The 18,968-nt window shown below is 39.1% G+C and carries 14 protein-coding genes and 2 pseudogenes; 7 read left to right on the top strand and 9 right to left on the bottom strand.

All coding sequences use genetic code 11. The features are described from left to right. Positions 1 to 2: 2 nt before the first annotated feature. On the bottom strand, positions 3 to 1,184 hold the full coding sequence (locus AC4CVF_RS20140; protein WP_023187985.1) for an efflux RND transporter periplasmic adaptor subunit: 1,182 nt from the start codon (positions 1,182 to 1,184) through the stop codon (positions 3 to 5). 450 nt (positions 1,185 to 1,634) lie between these two features. Between AC4CVF_RS20140 and AC4CVF_RS20135 the strand changes: the two genes are divergently transcribed. Together AC4CVF_RS20135 and AC4CVF_RS20130 are read left to right on the top strand one after the other, a co-directional pair. Then, the gene (locus AC4CVF_RS20135) at positions 1,635 to 2,639 is read left to right on the top strand and encodes a cation diffusion facilitator family transporter (RefSeq protein ID WP_023187986.1); all 1,005 of its coding nucleotides are present in this window, start codon (positions 1,635 to 1,637) and stop codon (positions 2,637 to 2,639) included. A 40-nt stretch (positions 2,640 to 2,679) separates the two neighbouring features. After that, positions 2,680 to 4,368: a hypothetical protein gene (locus AC4CVF_RS20130; protein ID WP_023187987.1), complete on the top strand. Its 1,689-nt coding sequence runs from the start codon at positions 2,680 to 2,682 to the stop codon at positions 4,366 to 4,368. Between the two features lie 224 nt (positions 4,369 to 4,592). Here the strand turns inward: AC4CVF_RS20130 and AC4CVF_RS20125 are convergent, their stop codons facing one another. Further along, the gene (locus AC4CVF_RS20125; RefSeq protein WP_086222489.1) at positions 4,593 to 4,862 is read right to left on the bottom strand and encodes an ArsR/SmtB family transcription factor; all 270 of its coding nucleotides are present in this window, start codon (positions 4,860 to 4,862) and stop codon (positions 4,593 to 4,595) included. Positions 4,863 to 5,027: 165 nt separating this feature from the next. Between AC4CVF_RS20125 and AC4CVF_RS20120 the strand changes: the two genes are divergently transcribed. From AC4CVF_RS20120 to AC4CVF_RS20110, 3 genes are all read left to right on the top strand, one after another. Then, entirely contained in the window at positions 5,028 to 7,514 is a 2,487-nt protein-coding gene (locus tag AC4CVF_RS20120; protein ID WP_023187989.1) for a heavy metal translocating P-type ATPase, read from the top strand. Positions 7,515 to 7,524: 10 nt separating this feature from the next. After that, positions 7,525 to 7,983 (top strand): Cu(I)-responsive transcriptional regulator, encoded by a 459-nt coding sequence (gene cueR, locus AC4CVF_RS20115; protein WP_023187990.1) that lies wholly within the window; start codon positions 7,525 to 7,527, stop codon positions 7,981 to 7,983. 133 nt (positions 7,984 to 8,116) lie between these two features. After that, complete coding sequence (locus AC4CVF_RS20110; protein WP_023187991.1) at positions 8,117 to 9,709, top strand: hypothetical protein; 1,593 nt, start codon at positions 8,117 to 8,119, stop codon at positions 9,707 to 9,709. A gap of 55 nt (positions 9,710 to 9,764) precedes the next feature. Here AC4CVF_RS20110 and AC4CVF_RS20105 read toward each other — a convergent pair. Beyond that, positions 9,765 to 10,637: pseudogene (locus AC4CVF_RS20105) on the bottom strand (LysR substrate-binding domain-containing protein). Between the two features lie 167 nt (positions 10,638 to 10,804). Here AC4CVF_RS20105 and AC4CVF_RS20100 point away from each other — a divergent pair. Further along, positions 10,805 to 11,395, top strand: coding sequence for a PNPOx family protein (locus tag AC4CVF_RS20100; RefSeq protein ID WP_023187992.1), 591 nt, complete (start codon positions 10,805 to 10,807; stop codon positions 11,393 to 11,395). Positions 11,396 to 11,420: 25 nt separating this feature from the next. Then, positions 11,421 to 12,293: a DMT family transporter gene (locus AC4CVF_RS20095; protein WP_023187993.1), complete on the top strand. Its 873-nt coding sequence runs from the start codon at positions 11,421 to 11,423 to the stop codon at positions 12,291 to 12,293. A gap of 64 nt (positions 12,294 to 12,357) precedes the next feature. Here AC4CVF_RS20095 and AC4CVF_RS20090 read toward each other — a convergent pair whose 3' ends face one another. From AC4CVF_RS20090 to AC4CVF_RS20065, 6 genes and pseudogenes are all read right to left on the bottom strand, one after another. Then, on the bottom strand, positions 12,358 to 12,546 hold the full coding sequence (locus AC4CVF_RS20090) for a heavy-metal-associated domain-containing protein (protein ID WP_023187994.1): 189 nt from the start codon (positions 12,544 to 12,546) through the stop codon (positions 12,358 to 12,360). 94 nt (positions 12,547 to 12,640) lie between these two features. Next, positions 12,641 to 13,948 carry an MFS transporter gene (locus tag AC4CVF_RS20085; protein WP_023187995.1) on the bottom strand — a complete coding sequence of 436 codons (1,308 nt, stop codon included), beginning with the start codon at positions 13,946 to 13,948 and terminating at the stop codon, positions 12,641 to 12,643. A gap of 76 nt (positions 13,949 to 14,024) precedes the next feature. Continuing rightward, positions 14,025 to 14,714 (bottom strand): annotated as a pseudogene (locus AC4CVF_RS20080) (transmembrane anchor protein). 10 nt (positions 14,715 to 14,724) lie between these two features. After that, complete coding sequence (locus tag AC4CVF_RS20075; RefSeq protein WP_023270952.1) at positions 14,725 to 15,438, bottom strand: HupE/UreJ family protein; 714 nt, start codon at positions 15,436 to 15,438, stop codon at positions 14,725 to 14,727. A 40-nt stretch (positions 15,439 to 15,478) separates the two neighbouring features. Next, a complete protein-coding gene (locus tag AC4CVF_RS20070) occupies positions 15,479 to 15,811 on the bottom strand; it encodes a hypothetical protein (RefSeq protein WP_023187998.1) in 333 nt (110 codons plus the stop codon). A 12-nt stretch (positions 15,812 to 15,823) separates the two neighbouring features. Beyond that, on the bottom strand, positions 15,824 to 18,958 hold the full coding sequence (locus tag AC4CVF_RS20065; protein WP_023187999.1) for an efflux RND transporter permease subunit: 3,135 nt from the start codon (positions 18,956 to 18,958) through the stop codon (positions 15,824 to 15,826). Positions 18,959 to 18,968: the final 10 nt, after the last annotated feature.

Here is an 18,968-nt window from a genome sequence, read left to right as displayed (position 1 = left end):
GCTTATTTCCCCTGTGCGGCACTTTCAGTCGGAGTAGGCGTTTGCATTGGAACGATATTTGGCTTGACCTGCATTCCTGGGCGAACCAGCCCTTTAATAATGACTTTATCGCCAGTTTGCAGACCACTGCTAATAATCCGCAATCCATCAACGACCGAGCCAAGTGTTACAGGCCTAAATTCAACCGTATTATTCGAACCAAGAACCAGAACAAAATTATTGCCCTGATCTGTACCCACCGCCTGATCATCTATCAGAATGGTGGACTGTTTATTTCCAGTGGTCAGCTTAACTCTGGCAAACATACCTGGTGCTAATTCACCTGAATCATTGGTAATAGATGCCCTAACCCGTAGCGTCCCTGTACGCTGGTCAATTTGAGTACTTACAAAGTTTAATTTCCCTGTATAAGGATAAGTTTCTGTATTTGCCAATCCCATTTCGATTGGCAAGTTGAATTGTCCAGATTTATTTTGTCCCTTTAGATTGAGAAAGGTTTTTTCATCAAGGTCAAAATAAACATACAGCGGATTGACTGAAACGATGGTGGTTAAGGCTGTGGCATTGCCTGTATTTCCACCTGCAATCAAGTTACCACTGGTGACAAGAACACGGTCAATACGTCCTGAAATCGGTGCTGTAATATTGGTATAAGATAAATCCAGCTTCGCTGCACTGACGGCTGCCTGAGCCTCCTGTACTTGAGCCTGACGGTTATTTTTGGTTGCCAGTGCATCGTCATAAACCTTATTGGAGACGGCACCACTTTCGACCAGTTTATTTGCCCGGTTAAAATCCAGAACAGCCTGGCTATACTGAACCTCTGCTGCTTTCAGTCGTGCCTGGGCTGTCTTCAGAGCAACCTGAAAAGGTGCAGGATCAATTTTAAATAATACCTGTCCCTTACGAACATAACTGCCCTCAGGAACACTAACACTATTAATGACACCACCGACTCGGGACTTGATTTCAACGCTTTGTGGTGCCGATAAGTAGCCTGTATATTCGGCAGTTGGATTAAGTTCTTGTGTAATTACTTCCGCAACTGGAACCTGAGGAATAGGCATTTGAGCTGAACTAGCTTGTTGCTTGGGTTGATCCGATATATTTTTTGCTGTGTACAGCAGACCACCTGAGATAGCAATCACTACTGCTACAGCAACCGCTGTCATTCGTTTTTTCATGATATTCACCTTTTATGCAAAGCTACATCACTCTGGATAGGTTTCTGTAGCAGTTGCACACATGCTAATGTTTCCAATAATTGGAAGGTCAATAGGGTGATCTGAATAGATTATACAAATGAACATATATTTATATGAATTATTAAAAAGTGAATTTCTATAAGTTTAATAGTCCGTTTTTTCAGCTTTATAAAACATACCTCCGTCTATGGAAATTAAATTCATGCAATATCCCTCCAGTATTAGACTGTCAAATTATTCATTTTATCCTAAGTAGAAATTTCTCTTAGAATAAGTAAAAACAGTATTACTTTAGAAAATTTGATTCCCTATTAGCTCAAAAATGGCACATGCCATTGATTATATTAAAATTAATAAATTAAATTTGACAATTTTTACATATGAACATATATTCATATGTAAAAATATATACATGTTAGGTTTTTATACATGAGTAATCAACGCGATCACAATCATAAATGTCATGATCATTCGCATGAAGGTCATGATCATTCGCATGAAGGTCATGATCATTCACATGTTCCTGATGTGAGTAACGGAAACGAAAGAAAAATTCTGATTTCGTTTTTTATCATTTTCGGGTTCATGCTTGTAGAAGCCACTGGAGGAATCATCTCTGGTTCACTCGCACTTCTGGCTGATGCAGGGCATATGCTTACAGATGCCGTTGCCTTAGGTTTAGCTTATGCTGCCTTTCGTTTCGGTCGCCGCATTGCAGATAATTCAAAAACATTTGGATACATGCGATTCGAAGTTATTGCTGGCTTAATGAATTCTCTTACATTATTCGCAATCGTTGGATGGATTATTTATGAGGCTATTGAACGCTTTCAATCACCTCAACCTGTCATGGCAGGACCGATGTTTATCGTTGCTATTATAGGTATGCTCGTTAACTTATTTGTTTTATGGTACTTAACAAGAGGCGATACAGAACATGTCAATGTTAAAGGAGCTATTCTCCATGTAATGGGCGATTTACTCGGCTCTGTTGGAGCAATTATTGCTGCCATAGTGATTTGGTACACAGGCTGGACTCCTATCGATCCAATTTTATCTGTTCTAGTTTCTTTACTTGTACTACGCAGCGCATGGTCTTTATTTAAACGTACTCTTCATATTTTACTTGAGGGTGCTCCTGAGAATGCTAATGCCCAAGAGATCACTGAATATCTTTTGAAAAATGTAAGTGGTATTGAAAAAATTACCCATATACATATTTGGATGATTACATCAGGTAGATCTATGGCAACGTTGCATGTCAAACCCAAAGATGGAGTTGACCTCGCGACATTAACTCTCAACATTGAGAATGAGCTAAAATCCAAATTTTCTATTGAACATCCAACTATAGCCATTGATTGGCAAGGCAATAGTACTTGTAGCTTAGAAAACCCAACTCAAATTGATCCACACGCTGGACATAATCACTAACCTTAAATCTTTATTGTTATTCACTGATGAGGAGACTTTAATGTCTGATAAATACTACAATTTAGGAGATTACCAGCGTCAAATAACTACGTCATCTCCTGATACTCAACTTTGGTTTGATCGTGGCTTATTATGGACATATTGTTTCAATCCGAGTGAAGCCATAAATTGTTTTAAGAAAGCTCTAGAACATGATGCAAAATGCGCAATGGCTTATTGGGGCATCGCCTTTGCATCTGGTCCAAATTACAATAAAGCTTGGCATTTATTTGATCCTTCAGACTTACAGAATACCATTCCATATATTAATGAAATTATGGAACAAGCAAAGTTAGCAGCGACTCATAATGCGACACAATTTGAGAAAGATTTAATTGATGCCCTTGCTCCACGCTTTCCAAAACACGTGACTATAGATGAACAAGACTTTCATGAGCTGAATTTTGCATATGCTCAAGCTATGAGATCATTTTATGAAAAATATTCTAATGATCTTGATGCAGCTGCAATGTTTGCAGATGCACTCATGTGCTTGAGCCCTCGTAAATTGTGGGATTTAGATACCGGTGAAGCCATAGGTTTAGGTACAGTTGAAGCTAGAAACGTGCTTGAAGTTGCTTTCACTAAACCTGGGGCAAATCGTCATCCTGTAATTAATCATCTCTATATACATTTAATGGAAATGTCACCTTATCCTGAAGTTGCATTGCCAGCTGCTGATAACCTTCGTAATTTATCACCTGATGGGTCACATTTAGCCCATATGTCCACACATATTGATAATGCATGCGGAGATTGGCGTCGAGTGGTTTATTCTAATCTTGATGCAATCGCAGCCGATGAAAGATATTTTTCTAGAGAAAAGAATCCAGGTGGTTGGAATATCTTGTATCGCGTTCATAATTTAATGGTAGGTGCTTATGGTGCAATGATGGCAGGTAAATCACAGGAAGCGTTATTTATGGCTCATCGTATCAATGACATTTTAACACCCGAAGTACTACATATCACTACACCGCCAATGGCTAATTTAACTGAAAGCCATTGCACAACACTACCACATGTTATGATTAGATTTGGCATGTGGGAAGATATTCTGAAACTTGAGCTACCTAAAGATAAAGGTCTATATAGTTCCACAACCGCAATGATTCACTACGCAAAAGGCATAGCATTTGCTTCATTAAGAAGAGTTAAAGAGGCCGAAAAAGAAAGAGAGTCTTTTATAAAAGCAGTAGCTAATGTATCAGAAGAGCGCTTTAACTCTATACCTGTTAAAGAGGTCGAAGCTTTAAAAATTGCTGCCAAAATGATTCATGGCGAAATTGAGTATCGTAAAGGTAATACGAAAGAAGCATTCGCAATCTTGCGAGAAGGCATTAAATTAGAAGATGCTCTTCCTTATTGTGATCCTCCAGCTTGGTTACAACCAGTTCGGCATGCATTCTGCGCACTTAATATGGAACAAGGAAACTTTGAAGTAGCAGCCCAAGAATATCGGATTGAACTGGGGCTAGAAGGTGACCTTGGACGTCGCCGAATTCGCCCTAACAATGTATGGAGTCTTCATGGACTTTATGAGTGTTTAGCAAAACTAGGTCTAGAGAAAGAAGCTCGAGATATTTCGCTGCAACGTGATATAGCACTTGCCTCGGCTGATATTAATATTGAAGCATCCTGTTTCTGCCGATTAAGTGCATTTGAAGATAACACTACAAGTTGCTGTTAAAAACAGATAGCACTTTCCTCAAATAGATATCAAGGCATATAGCTAGACATTTCTTAATTATATGCCCTTGATCTTAACTTTTTGTAGATGATACTGATAACTTAAATAAATGCATGATATATTTCTTGTTTAGAGTAATAAAAATAAAGAATTCCTATAACCCTCTTTCCCCTTAAAGTTATTTAATTTAGATATTTTTGCAATACATTACGTACTACTATAAATTAGTGCTCCTCACTAATATGACTTGCCATATCTAATAAAACCTGACTAACATGTAAATCATCAATCTCATAAAATACTTGTTTAGATTGTCTTTCGCCTTTGACTAAACGAGCTGAACGCAATAAACGAAGATTATGACTGACTAAAGATTGGGATAAATCAAGAGCATCACTGATTTCACCTACTGAACTAGGCCCCCGCATACAAAAAAGTAGAATTTTAAGTCGTGAAGCATCACCTAATAGCCGAAATGTTTCAGCTAAAGACATAATCTCATCTTGAGATAATGGTATCGGGTGATTATTAAAATTCATACTAATACTTAAATTCCTATTATTTAGAAAATATATATGTTTACATATTCTACCCTTGACCTTCCCATAATGGCAAGGTTTATGCTCTTAATAATTGGGTAAGCACTATAGGTATATCTTATGGGAAAGGCAACAGATAAGCTTTCTAATAATATGAAAGTTACATTAAAAATTGAAGGGATGACATGTGCCAGCTGTGTTGGGCGTGTTGAAACAGCACTCAAAAAAGTTGATGGTGTACAGTCTGCCTCGGTCAATCTAGCGACAGAACGTGCAGATATTGTACTTGATCAGCCTGTGGATCGTCAGGTACTGGTTCATGCCATTGAACAATCAGGTTATGACGTGCCCGCAAATAATATTGAATTATCAATTAAAGGCATGACCTGTGCTAGTTGTGTAGGTCGTGTCGAAAAAGCCCTTAAAGCCGTTGCAGGTGTAAAAGAGGCCAATGTCAATCTTGCGACTGAGCGTGCAACGGTCAGTGGTTCAGCAAATGTCGATGACTTGATTACCGCAATTGATAAAGCTGGTTACGATGCCACAGAAATTCAAGCTTCTATTCCTGACCAGACAGAGCTGCTTGAGAAAAAAGATCAAGAACGTGCTGAACTTAAGCGTGATTTGATTCTTGCAACCCTATTGGCTTTGCCTGTATTTATTTTGGAAATGGGATCTCACCTTATCCCTGGTGTTCATCAACTGATTGATCAAACTATTGGGATGCAGAATAGCTGGTATTTACAATTCATCCTGACCACGTTGGTTTTAGTTATTCCAGGACGAAGATTCTATCTAAAAGGTTTGCCTGCATTACTCCGTTTAGCACCTGATATGAACTCGCTGGTTGCGGTTGGTACATTAGCAGCTTACCTATTTTCTATTGTTGCCACATTCATACCCAACATCCTTCCCACAGGAACGGTAAATGTATATTACGAAGCTGCTGCGGTGATTGTGGCATTAATCTTACTGGGTCGTTTTCTTGAAGCAAAAGCCAAAGGGCGAACATCTGAAGCAATCCAGCGTTTAGTCAGCTTACAGGCCAAAACTGCCCATGTTTTACGCGATGGCCAAATGGTAGATATTGCACTAGACCAAGTGGTTGCAGATGACATTATCATTGTGAAACCAGGTGAAAGAATCCCTGTCGATGGTCAAGTCACTGATGGAAAAAGTTTTGTTGATGAATCCATGATTACGGGTGAACCAATCCCTGTTGAGAAAGGCATCGGCAGTGATGTGGTAGGCGGCACCATTAACCAGAATGGCACGTTGACCTTTACCGCTGTGGCGGTGGGTGGCGAAACTATGCTGGCTCAAATCATTCGTTTGGTTGAGCAAGCACAGGGTTCTAAAATGCCGATTCAAGCTGTGGTGGATAAAGTTACCTTATGGTTTGTCCCTGCGGTGATGATTGCCGCAGTACTTACATTCCTAGTCTGGCTTATTTTTGGTCCATCACCAGCCTTAACCTTTGCGTTGGTTAATGCTGTGGCAGTGCTGATCATTGCCTGCCCGTGTGCAATGGGATTAGCGACACCAACCTCAATTATGGTGGGTACAGGTCGTGGTGCAGAGTTAGGAGTGTTGTTCCGTAAAGGTGAAGCCTTACAACTATTAAAAGATGCTAAAGTTGTTGCAGTTGATAAAACAGGGACGTTGACAGAGGGTCATCCTGTGCTGACTGACTTTGAAGTAACCCAATTGTTTGAGCGTGATTATGTTCTAGGCATGGTTGCGGCTGTCGAATCCCGTTCTGAACATCCGATTGCTAAAGCAATTGTTGATGCGGCAAAAAGTGAAAACCTAGCTCTACCTAAAGTCGATACCTTTGATTCAGTCACTGGTATGGGTGTCTATGCAACCATCAATGGTAATGAAAAAATCAATATTGGTGCAGACCGTTATATGGTTCAACTTGGTATTGATGTTGCTCCATTTGCTGTTACAGCTCAGCGTCTTGGTGATGAGGGTAAATCCCCTCTTTATGTTGCTGTCGATGGCGAACTAGCAGGAATTATTGCAGTTGCCGACCCAATCAAATCCACAACGCCAGCAGCGATTAAGGCTCTACACCAATTAGGGCTTAAGGTGGCAATGGTTACTGGTGACAATGTTCGTACTGCTCAAGCGATTGCCAAACAATTGGGTATTGATGAAGTGATTGCTGAAGTTTTACCAGAGGGTAAAGTTAGTGCGGTTAAAGAGCTGAAAGCAAAATATGGCCATATCGCTTTTGTGGGTGATGGTATTAACGATGCGCCAGCTTTGGCTGAAGCTGATGTGGGACTTGCGATTGGTACAGGTACAGATGTTGCAATTGAATCTGCCGATGTCGTGTTAATGTCAGGGAACTTACAAGGTGTTGCCAATGCGATTGCCTTGTCCAAAGCAACGATTGGTAATATTCATCAGAACTTATTCTGGGCATTTGCCTATAACACCATGTTGATTCCTGTTGCTGCTGGTATATTGTACCCAGCCTATGGAATACTGATGTCCCCAATCTTTGCAGCAGGTGCAATGGCTTTGTCCAGTGTATTTGTACTCGGTAATGCATTACGTTTACGTCGATTCCAGTCACCATCCGTCAGTCAAGGCTAAGGAGGATATGATGAACATTGGTAAAGTCTCTAAAGCTTCAGGAGTTACCGCCAAGATGATTCGTTATTACGAGCAGATTGGCCTGATTCCCGCTGCTGGACGTAATAATGCAGGATATCGCTCTTACTCAGTAAATGATGTTGAACGTTTAAAGTTTATCAAACGAAGTCGTGAACTCGGTTTTTCAGTAGCGGAAATATCAGACCTACTCGATTTATGGAATAACCGCAGTAGACAGAGTGCTGATGTCAAACGCCTGGCTCAGGGTCATATTGAAAAGCTGGAAGAACGTATCAATGACCTACAGCAAATGGCGAATACTCTCAAGGACTTAATCGACTGCTGTGCTGGTGATAATAGACCTGATTGTCCGATTCTTGAAGGTTTGCAAGAGCCCCACAATGATATAAAGGACGTTCACCATCATAATGACCTGCTTTCCGTTTCACCTTTAACCCGAAAGAAATGACAAATAATGGGAGGTTATATCAATATAACCTCCTATGCCATACCTATAAAAATTCTTATAAATCAATATAGCTTATTGACTTCTAATATCAGTTCTTCAAAATCTAATTAATTAACTACATTTATGAATATATATGTCAAAAAGAACAAGAGATAATTTCACCCAAAGAACAATTGATGCACTACGTCGCAGAGTATCAAACTGTTGTTCAAACCCTGAATGCTATGTTCTAACAGTGGAGCCTCAAGCGACTGATCCAACAAAAGTAATTGATACAGGTGTAGCAGCACATATTTGTGCTGCATCTATCGGTGGTCCTCGCTATAAGGCAGAGATGACAACTGAAGAAAGAAAAGACATCAATAATGCAATTTGGCTTTGTGCACATTGCTCTATAAAAATAGATAGGGAACCAGAGGCTTATCCAGCCCCTTTATTGCACCATTGGAAGAAAGAAGCAGAACATAGAATAAAAATTAATTCAAACTCAAGGCTTTATACGCAGAATGAGGCAGACTACAAAGTTCATCGTACCTTATTACAAGGTATAGGAGTAAACCTATCTGATCGAATGCAGACTTCCATCTCAGAAGTAGCAAGAGCTGTAAAATCATATATTCATAAATTAGACCCACGGCTAGATGTGGAATACTCTTTTATCAATGGTTCTAACCACTTTGAGATCAATGTTAAAGAAGATACAGATGATCCTGTTATCATCAACTTTATTCCTATTGATCCATCTGAATATAATGAAAAATTTTCGGACTTAATAGATCATGGCCAAACTCTCTCATGTGATATTGCCAAGGTAACCACCAACTCATTAGGGCTAGACTCAATATTTCCCCAGAACCTAAAGGATGGCATCCTGATTATTGAGCCCAATAATAAAAGAACTGCCATTGTTGAGATACAGGATGAAGAGGGTGAAACGCTTATGAGTTTTGAAGATGAATTGATATTAGGAAAAGAAACCTTTTCCTTTTCCTCCATGAAATATAATCATCTTCTAAGTTTTAAAATCAATAAAATTCCATATTCTGGACAACCTATAAAGGATGGTTTTAATCTGGATTTAAACTTCCAGTTATGGGATAACAAAAACTTATCTAAATTACCTTACTTTGATCAAATTTTTAAATTTTATAAATCATTGTCAAATAGTAAAGAATTCAAAGCAATCATATATATAGATGGTTTAGAAGTATTCTCTTCAAGCACCTCAATTGGAAAAACTTATTTTTCCAGACTATTACCTTTACTATCATATACTTATTATTGCAGACTCATTTGTAATGTTCTTCATATCGAATTACCATTCAAAAGTGACATTACGTTTAGTATTGAAGAATACCGCGATGTTTTTGAAACTGCCAAGGCAATAAAAGCAGTTCAGATCAATAATAAATTTTCTTGTACTTTTACCTTGATTAGGGACTCTCTACTATCTATCAGCACCTTTATGGGAAGTAGTGAGATTATTATCCAACAGAATATAATTATAGAGCTCGACAATGTATTCAAAGAGAATATAAAGAAAGATGTTTTTATAAGACATACATTCACTAATCCAAATTTATCTGTAATTAATAATACTAAATCCAAGAAAAATTATACTTACAAAATCAAAGCAGATAACAAACACCATCTTGGTCGATATAAAAGGATGACCACATTAACTCCAATAACACCTGCAAATGAAAAAGAGGTTATGTCTATATGACCACATATATAACCAATAAAGTAAGAATATATAAGTCAATTACTTAAAGAGTTTTTTAATTAGTACCAAGATATTCTATACACCACTGCCAAATCTTGTTCACAGTAGTATTAGAGTGTGAGGATTTTTTCCGTACAAGATAATAACTTGGTTCAATGGTCATTATTTCCGAAACAACCTGTACCAGTTTTCCTGATTTAATCTCTTCATCTACAAAGGCTCGGCATGCTAACGCAATGCCTTGCCCTGACAAAGCAGCGTCTAATGCCAGAGTGGTTTGACTAAAAACAAGTCCAGATAACTTAACATTTGTATTTAGGAACTTGGGCCAGTTATCGTGAGCATCATGTAGAAGTGGCATTGATATTAATTGTTCAGGCTTTAAAGGAAGAGTTAAATCTTGGACAAGAAAAGGACTTGCCACAACAATCAGTTCCTGACGGAACAATAACTGCGCTTCCAAATTCTCTGGAAATGACTTTTTAGTAAGGCGTACAGCAATATCAACCTGATCCCGATCAAAATCTGATACAGCTTCAGTAGCTAATGTATGCAGCTTGATATCAGGCAATGATGTATGTAGTTTACCTAAAAGAGGGATCAACAACTTGGCAGCAATCGTCGGAGTTACACTAATGGTTACGCTATCAGGTTGATCCAAAATCGATTCCGTTTATTCTGTAAGAATATCAAAGGCATGAGTCATATTGACCAAGTAATTAGCTCCCTCTGGAGTCAAAGCCAGTCCTCTTGGAAGACGCTGAAATAGTGTAACCCCCAGATGTTCCTCCAATGCCCGGACCTGCTGAGCAATCGCACCTTGGGTAACTCCCAGTTCATCCGCAGCAGCACGGAAACTCAACTTCCGTCCTGCCGATTCAAAAGCACGCAAAGCATTTAAAGATGGGAGTTTCCGACGAGATAACATAGAACCAAATAGACAGTAGTTTTTCTACACTCTAATGCGTTTATTAATCGTGTGCAAGTCATTCAACTAGTTGAAATAATGTCCTAATAAAAGCAATTTTTATGCTGAGTCTTCCTTTAGAAAATAAAGTATAGGACTGGAAAATTATCCTGACTGAGGTGTCTGTTATGGCAAATGATCTTATTCAAATTAATACTTTGGCCTGGAAAGAACTTGAATTGGCAACTATCACCCCTGAATCAGGTTTCCGCTATATCAATCTATGCTCGGTAGATAAAGAGGATACGCCACAGGCCAGAATGGTCGTGCTAAGACATGTAAATCAATTAAAACGTATTCTTGAGATCCATACCGATATTCGCAGTCCAAAATGGAATGAACTCTTGGCAAACCCATCTACGACCATTCTGGGGTTTTGCTCAAAGACGCGTTTGCAGCTTCGCCTAAAAGGTATTGCCACACTTCATGCTTCTGGTACTGAAGTTGCTCAACAGGCATGGCAATCATTGAGTATATGGACACAGAGAACCTATACGGGTGGACCACCAGGAGATGAGTGTGCTTTTACCACTGGTTGCCACTCACTTCTAGAAACAGACAGTGATGAAAGACAAGATGGATATTCATGTTTTGGTGTTATTTCTGTCCAGATTGAGATTTTAGACTGGTTTCAATTGCAGCACCAAAACAACCAGCGTGCATATTTCACTTATGACAACGATGGAAATTTGATGAATAGCCATTGGATTAACCCCTAAACTGACTCAATAGGATACAGATAAGATGCTTCGCGCTTATGTCGCACTAGTTCTACTTGGAATCATTTGGGGAACAAATTTTATCTATATGAAATGGGCCACTATCCTTATTTCCCCCTCACAAACCGTATTCCTGCGAGTCCTATTTGGATTTCTTCCTCTTTTAGTGATTGCTATTTATACAAGGGCAATCAATCGCCAGCAATTACGTTATCTCCCTCATTTCACCGTGATGTCAGTATTGGCAACGACACTCTATTATTATGGGTTTGTCGCTGGAACAGCTCTTCTTCCCACCAGTATCGCTGGACTGCTTAGTGGCTCTATTCCCATTTTTACGTTCTTGGCTTCCATCATATTTCTTCGTGAGGAACAACCTACAAAGCGGATGACCCTTGGAATTATACTAGGATTCCTAGGCATCATCTTAAGTGCCAGACCATGGGAAAGCACACAGGAGATCCCTTTGATGGGTATCGTATGGATGATTGTTGGAACACTCAGTGTTGGATGTTCTTTTGTTTATGCCCGATATTTTCTTTCTCCCTTAAACTTACCTCCAGTGGCATTAGCAACATGGCAGTCAGGCATCGCAACACTTACATTGTTGCTTCTAACAGACTTTGACCATATTACTGCGATTACATCGGACATCCATACACTATGGGGGGTGATTATTGGCCTAGGGATGTTGGGAACGGGAGGTGCTTTCTTCATTTATTACTACATCATTCAAAAGCTTGGACCAGTAAAAGCTGCTGGGGCTACATATATTGCCCCAATTGTGGCTGTTATCATTGGCGCTATGATTGGAGAAAGTATAGGAGTAATTGAATTATTGGCATTAGTTTTGATTCTTGGAGGGGTGGTGTTAATTCAACTTCCCAAAAATACTTAAGTTTTAGCTTTTTATTGGAAATAAAAAGCGACTACTTTGAGTCGCTTTATTATTTTGTTCACTCTTAGCGAGGAGGAAAACCAGCCTCTGTTAAAGCCTCAACCACTTGTTGCTGAGTTGCAGTTGTTTCAACTTTCACACTGCGATTTGGAGGATCAGTAATTACCTTTGCATTAGCATCAACTGCTTGAATTGCTCTGGTGACACCACGGGCACAACCGCCACAGGTCATACCTTCAACATGAAATTCCATATTTATCTCCACTATTATTCAAGATTTATTTAATATAAACCTTGCCATAATTGTAAGGTCAAGTCTTACTAAAATTTAATTAAGTAAAAAGTAGTTATTTTGGCCATTTCTGGTGGTAATCATCAATTACATATTCATGAATATGGATTCCATTGACCAGATGTTGTTGCAAATGCTCATGTTCTGGTGGTAAATCATCATGATTATGAGCCAAATACATTTCGTCCTGAGCTGACCATACACGCATCGCAAGTATGAGTGAAATAACGGCAATTACTGCCATAGGTATAAAAGTCTGTAATGTTCCCACATTGGTACTCAACCACCCAACTAATGGATAAGTAATCAACCAGCACGCATGAGAAAACGCAAATTGTGCTGCAAATAAAGCTGTTCTATTTTCACTGGATGCTGATTTACGAATTAATCGCCCTGTTGGTGTTTGAGCCACTGAATAGCCCACACCTAAAATAAACCACAATGCCAATAACCAAGCATAGGAATGAATAAAATAGCCAGAGAACAAGCCAATGGTCAGTATGGTTGTACCTGTTAACATCACGGTTCTATCATTAAATTTATCAAGAACTTTAGGCAATATAAATGCTGAAAGCATAGAACCAAGACCAAATAGACCAAACGCCCAAGTTGTTGCATGTTCTGTCAGTTTAAAGGTTGATTGAACCAGTACCACTGTATTGACAATAACTACAGCACTTGCCGAAGCAATGGCTAGATTTAATGCAAGTAAGGCTTTCAATCGTGGAGTATTAAAATATATTTTTGCCCCCTGTTTGATTCGACTATATATACCTTTAAATTCAGGAATTTTTGCTACAGGTAGTTTTGCACTGACAACAAATAATGCTGAACCAATGAAGCCAATGACTGTACCTAAGAATAAATTGTTATAACTAATAACTGTCAATAACAGCCCTGCTAACATCGGGCTAATTATATTTTCTAAATCATAAGCTAGACGGGACAATGATAAGGCGTTGGTATAATCTTTTTCATCAGGCAATACATCTGGAATCGTTGCCTGAAATGTAGGGGTAAATGCTGCTGATGCGGATTGTAAAATAAAAATTAACAGGTAAATCTGCCAGATTTGGGTTACAAATGGTAAGCAAAGTGCTGTTAATGCCCGAATAATATCTAATCCAACCAAAACCTTTTTTCGGGGTAAACGTTCTGCAAAAGCTGAGGCAACAGGTGCGACGGCAATATAAGCAATCATTTTAATTGCCAGTGCAATACCGAGAACCTGTGCCGCTTTTTCGCCAGCCATATCATACGCAAGTAAAGCCAATGCAATCGTAATTAAGCCAGTACCAATTAATGCAATCACTTGTGCAAGAAATAGATGTCTATATGTTGTGTTTTTTAATACTGTAAACATTTTATCGGCTCTCCTAGTTCACCTGCTTTATCCATAGGACACTTAAGAGCATTGCCCTTAAATGTCCTTAAATAGATTAAAAAATCCGTTTTATTTCACTAAACTGTCCTTCAACTGTTAAAGTTACTGTGACAGATTCTTTGTTACGGTTTCGCCAGAACCAACCATGTTTACCGTCAAATGCAGCCGTTAAAGTCCCTGATTGCTGAGTTTCATTTCGACCTTTGCCATAACCATGATAAAAATCTTTCGGGGCATTCACTGGGTCTCCATGTGTATCAAAATTCAAACCACCACCTGATGTTTTCCAGTCGAAATTAACACTTGCACCTTTAGGCATTGCCAGTTTCACTTCTGTTGCCTGACCAGCCTTGAGGTCAATCGAAATAGATTCTTTGGTCACAGCAGGTATCATTTTGGCTGGTTCACTTTCATTTGAAACCTTTGTATTTGCTTATGTTTGTCCTAGAGCTTGGGTTGCCTCTGAAACACTAGTATCTTGTCCAGAAATATCAAACTCTTCTGCAAAACCGCCAGTGTTTTCGCCCAATCCCTGTTCAGCTTCTTTGGCTAAAGACTGTTTAATTTCTCCCATCTCAACCAAACCAATGGCTTTTCCTATACCTGTTGGGTCGATACCATATTCAGCGGGCATCACACATGTCACTAATACAACTACCGCACTTATGGCTGCAATTACTGTTGATTTAATCAACTTTTTGGAAGATGGAAGTTGAATATTTTTTGGAATTTCAGTGTTGTACATAATTCAATCCTTATTGTGTGATAAAGCCAGTAAGCTGATAGCCGACCAATAAAAAACCAAGAAACATCAAAAAGACATTACTTTGATAAGCTGTTTTAAAGAAGTAAGGGGTTTTTCGCCACATGGTCATAAATAGCAAAATGATGCACAGTGCCATGAGCTGACCGAGTTCAACACCGACATTAAATGAAATTAAATTTGCCAATAGGCCATCTTTAGGGACTTCATATTCCTGAATTTTGACGGCTAAACCAAAACCATGTATCAGACCAAAAATTAAGGTTGCAATTTTGGTATTGGGTTGATACCCAAACCATCTTTGATAAGCACCCAAATTATCTAAGGCTTTATAAACAATAGAGAAACCAATGATTGCATCAATAATGTAGGCATTCATTGAGATGTTGTAGTACACACCAATCAGCATGGTGATTGAGTGACCAATGGCAAAAAGGCTGACATATAAGCCTATATCTTTTATTCGATATAGGAAGAAAATAATGCCAACGAGAAACAATAGGTGGTCGTATCCCGTGAGCATATGTTTCGCTCCCAAATAGATAAATGGGATGATATGGACACCGTAGATTTCCTGAATGTAACCTTTGTCACCTTCCGAAACACCATGCGCAAATAACATTGGGCTAAACAAGAATAGGCTTAATACTACTATCAGTTTTAAGCGGCTTCTTGATTTCACCCACTGCAAGAAAGAACTTGTCATATAAATTAAACTCCAAAAAATTAAATGATGAATTGATAATTCATTCATTTTTTGGCGGTTTAAAAATGCGACTCATCACTAAAAGGGTATAGTGTTTGATTCTGTCAATAATTTGAGAATTGAAAATCAGTACAATAAAACTAATATTTTGACCAACATCATAACCAACAAAATGTTCATGATAAGTATCTTGGTGGCTATGTATATGCGGTTGATTCACTTCATGTGGATGTGTTTCTGCATAAGGTGCGTTCTGAAATGAACTGATTTCAGTTACATGTGTATTAGAATGCAGGCACAATGCAAGACTAAGGATGCAGACAAGCCACATCATTGTTCCTTTAAACTTTTTATCTTGCACCATGCCTATCATTTCATTTCTTCCCTAAACCTGTTGCTCAGAGAAATTTTCTACTTCTGCTTTACGCTTGGCTCTTTGATTGAACCAGACATACAAGGTAGGCAGAATAATCAATGTAAGTAATGTGGAAGAAATAATCCCGCCAATAACTACAGTTGCGATTGGGCGTTGAACCTCTGAACCAATGCCGACATTTAACGCCATTGGAATAAATCCCAGAGAAGCAACCAGAGCCGTAATTAATACAGGTCTTAATCTTTCTAAAGCACCATGCTTTACCGCATCAACCAAACTTTGACCTTGAGCTTGCAAGCGTTGAATTGCGGTGACTAAGACCAATCCATTTAATACCGCCACACCTGAGAGGGCAATAAAGCCCACAGCAGCAGAGATTGAAAGTGGAATATCCCTTAATGCTAAAGCGATGACACCACCAGTTAATGCAAATGGCACACCAGTAAAGACCAATAAACTATTACGAATATTCCCTAATGCCATGTAAATCATGGTAAAGATTAATAATAGTGCTACAGGTACAATAATCATCAAACGATTAGTAGCAGACTGCATCTGCTCAAATGTACCGCCCCAAGACATCCAGTAACCTTCTGGTAATTTGAATTGGGAATCTACTTTGGCTTGAGCTTCAGCAATATAACTACCCATATCTGTTCCACGTACATTGGCAGTGATGACTATTCGGCGTTTACCATTTTCACGAGAAATCTGGTTTGGACCTTGAATGGTTTTTAACTCAATCAAATCGGACAACAGTACACTTGACCCATCTGGCAAACGCATTGGAATTTGATAGAGTTTTTCCAGATTACTGACCGCACTTTCTTCCATTCTAACGACAATATCGAACTTTCTATCACCCTCAAACATTCTGCCTGCGGTTTGCCCAGTAATCAGACTAGATACTTTATTTTGAACATCTTCAGCATCTAAACCATAATTGGCAATCATGTCCCGCTTAAGTTCAATAGAAACCATTTGTAGACCAGACATTTGTTCAACTTTTAAATCGGCAGTTCCATTAACAGTTTCAAGGATATCTGCGACTTCATTGCCAAGTTCCAACAGTTGTTCCAAATCATCACCTGAAATTTTTACAGCAACATCCGTACGTACACCAGAAATCAACTCATTAAAACGCATCTGAATGGGTTGGGTGAACTCGTAGTTATTGCCATAAACACCTTTTGAAACTCGTTCGATTTCTGCCACGACATCAGCTTTCTCCTTGTTAGGATTCGGCCACTCCCTACGGAGCTTTAACACGACATAGTTATCTGCCACATTAGGTGGCATAGGATCTGTTGCAATTTCGGCTGTTCCAATTTTGGCAAAAATCGATTTCACCTCTGGTATCTTTTGGATTTCTCGTTCAAGTGCATATTGCATTTCGATTGCCTGGCTTAGTGATGTTCCAGGAATACGTAATGCGTGTAATGCCACATCACCCTCATCCAACGATGGAATAAACTCTGAACCAAGACGAGTAGACAAACTGGCAGTAAATACAAAGAAACCTGCTACACAAGCAACCAGTATCAGTCGATGGTTAAGTGACCAGTCCAGAACAGGGTGATAAAACTTTTTAATGCCATGAACAATTTTGGACTCTTCATCTTTTACTTTGCCTGTGGTAACTAATGCAATCATGGCAGGGACAAAAGTAATCGAGAGAATCATCGCTGCAAGTAATGCCATCACCACTGTTGCTGCCATTGGCGTGAACATTTTTCCTTCAACACCTGTCAGCGTCATCACAGGTAGATAAACCAGAATAATGATAAGCTGACCATAAAGAATGGCTTTTCTAGATTCTTTGGTGGCATCAAATACTGTGGCAAATCGTTCCTGTCGAGTTAGTACTCTCCCTAACTCTTTCTGTTTTAAAGCAAGTTTTGCCAGAGATGCTTCGACAATAACCACAGCACCATCAACGATAATCCCGAAGTCCAATGCCCCAAGACTCATTAGATTGGCACTGATTTTCTGATTGACCATGCCTGTAATGGTCATCAACATGGATAATGGAATGACCATTGCTGTAATAAGTGCGGCACGGAAATGCCCAAGAAAGATAAATAGAACCACAATCACAAGGATTGCACCTTCTAACAGATTCTTTTTAACGGTTTCAATTGTTGCATCAACCAGTGTAGTACGGTTATAAACAGCTTTCGCTTCCACACCTTCTGGTAGTGACTTCTGGACTTCCTGTAATTTTTGATCTACAGCATGGGCGACACTACGAGAGTTCTCTCCAATGAGCATGAATGCTGTACCCAATACAATTTCCTGACCATTCTTGGTCGCTGCACCTGTACGCAATTCACTTCCGATAGATACTTCTGCAACATCATTTAAACGCAGGATATAGCCATTACTTGTCGTAATTGGAATACTCTTGATTTGCTCAATTGATGTGATTTGTGAATCTGAACGCAGTAGATATTGCTCACCATTTTTTTCAATATAACCAGAACCTTTGTTCATGCTATTTTTTGAAATAGCTTCAACAATTACCTGTTGGTCTAAGCCGATACTCCGCAAATAAGGATAATTAGGACGTACCACAAATTGTTTTACATAGCCACCAATGGTATTGATTTCATTGACACCCTCAACATTTCGCAGTTGTGGCTTAATCACCCAATCCTGCAATGTCCTTAAATCCGTAGCTGACATTGGATTTGGATTATTGGGTGTATTCTCAACGGTATACATAAAGATTTCGCCAAGTCCTGTAGACACAGGTCCCATTGAAGTGGAAATACTACTTGGCAGACTTGGTACAATACCCTGAAGCCTTTCATTCACCAATTGGCGGGCAAAATAAATATCTGTACCTTCTTTAAAGATAACAGTGACTTGTGATAGTCCATATCTTGACACCGAACGGGTATAGTTAAGATTGGGGATACCTGCTAGGGCTGTTTCAATTGGAAAGGTCACCTGAGTTTCCATTTCCAGTGGTGAGAGTCCCTGAGCCTCGCTGTTAATTTGTACCTGAACATTTGTAATATCAGGGACTGCATCAATCGGCAGTTTGAAATAGTTATAGACACCAAATGCCCCAATAAACAAAAATACAATCAATACGAACCAACGGTTCTTGATTGACAGTTTTACAATCTGGTCAAACATGTTCGCTACT

The sequence above is a fragment of the Acinetobacter sp. LipI_19 genome (assembly GCF_058242925.1).
The sequence above is the reverse complement of the archived record's forward strand: the minus strand, read 5'-3'. Positions and strand labels throughout refer to the sequence as shown.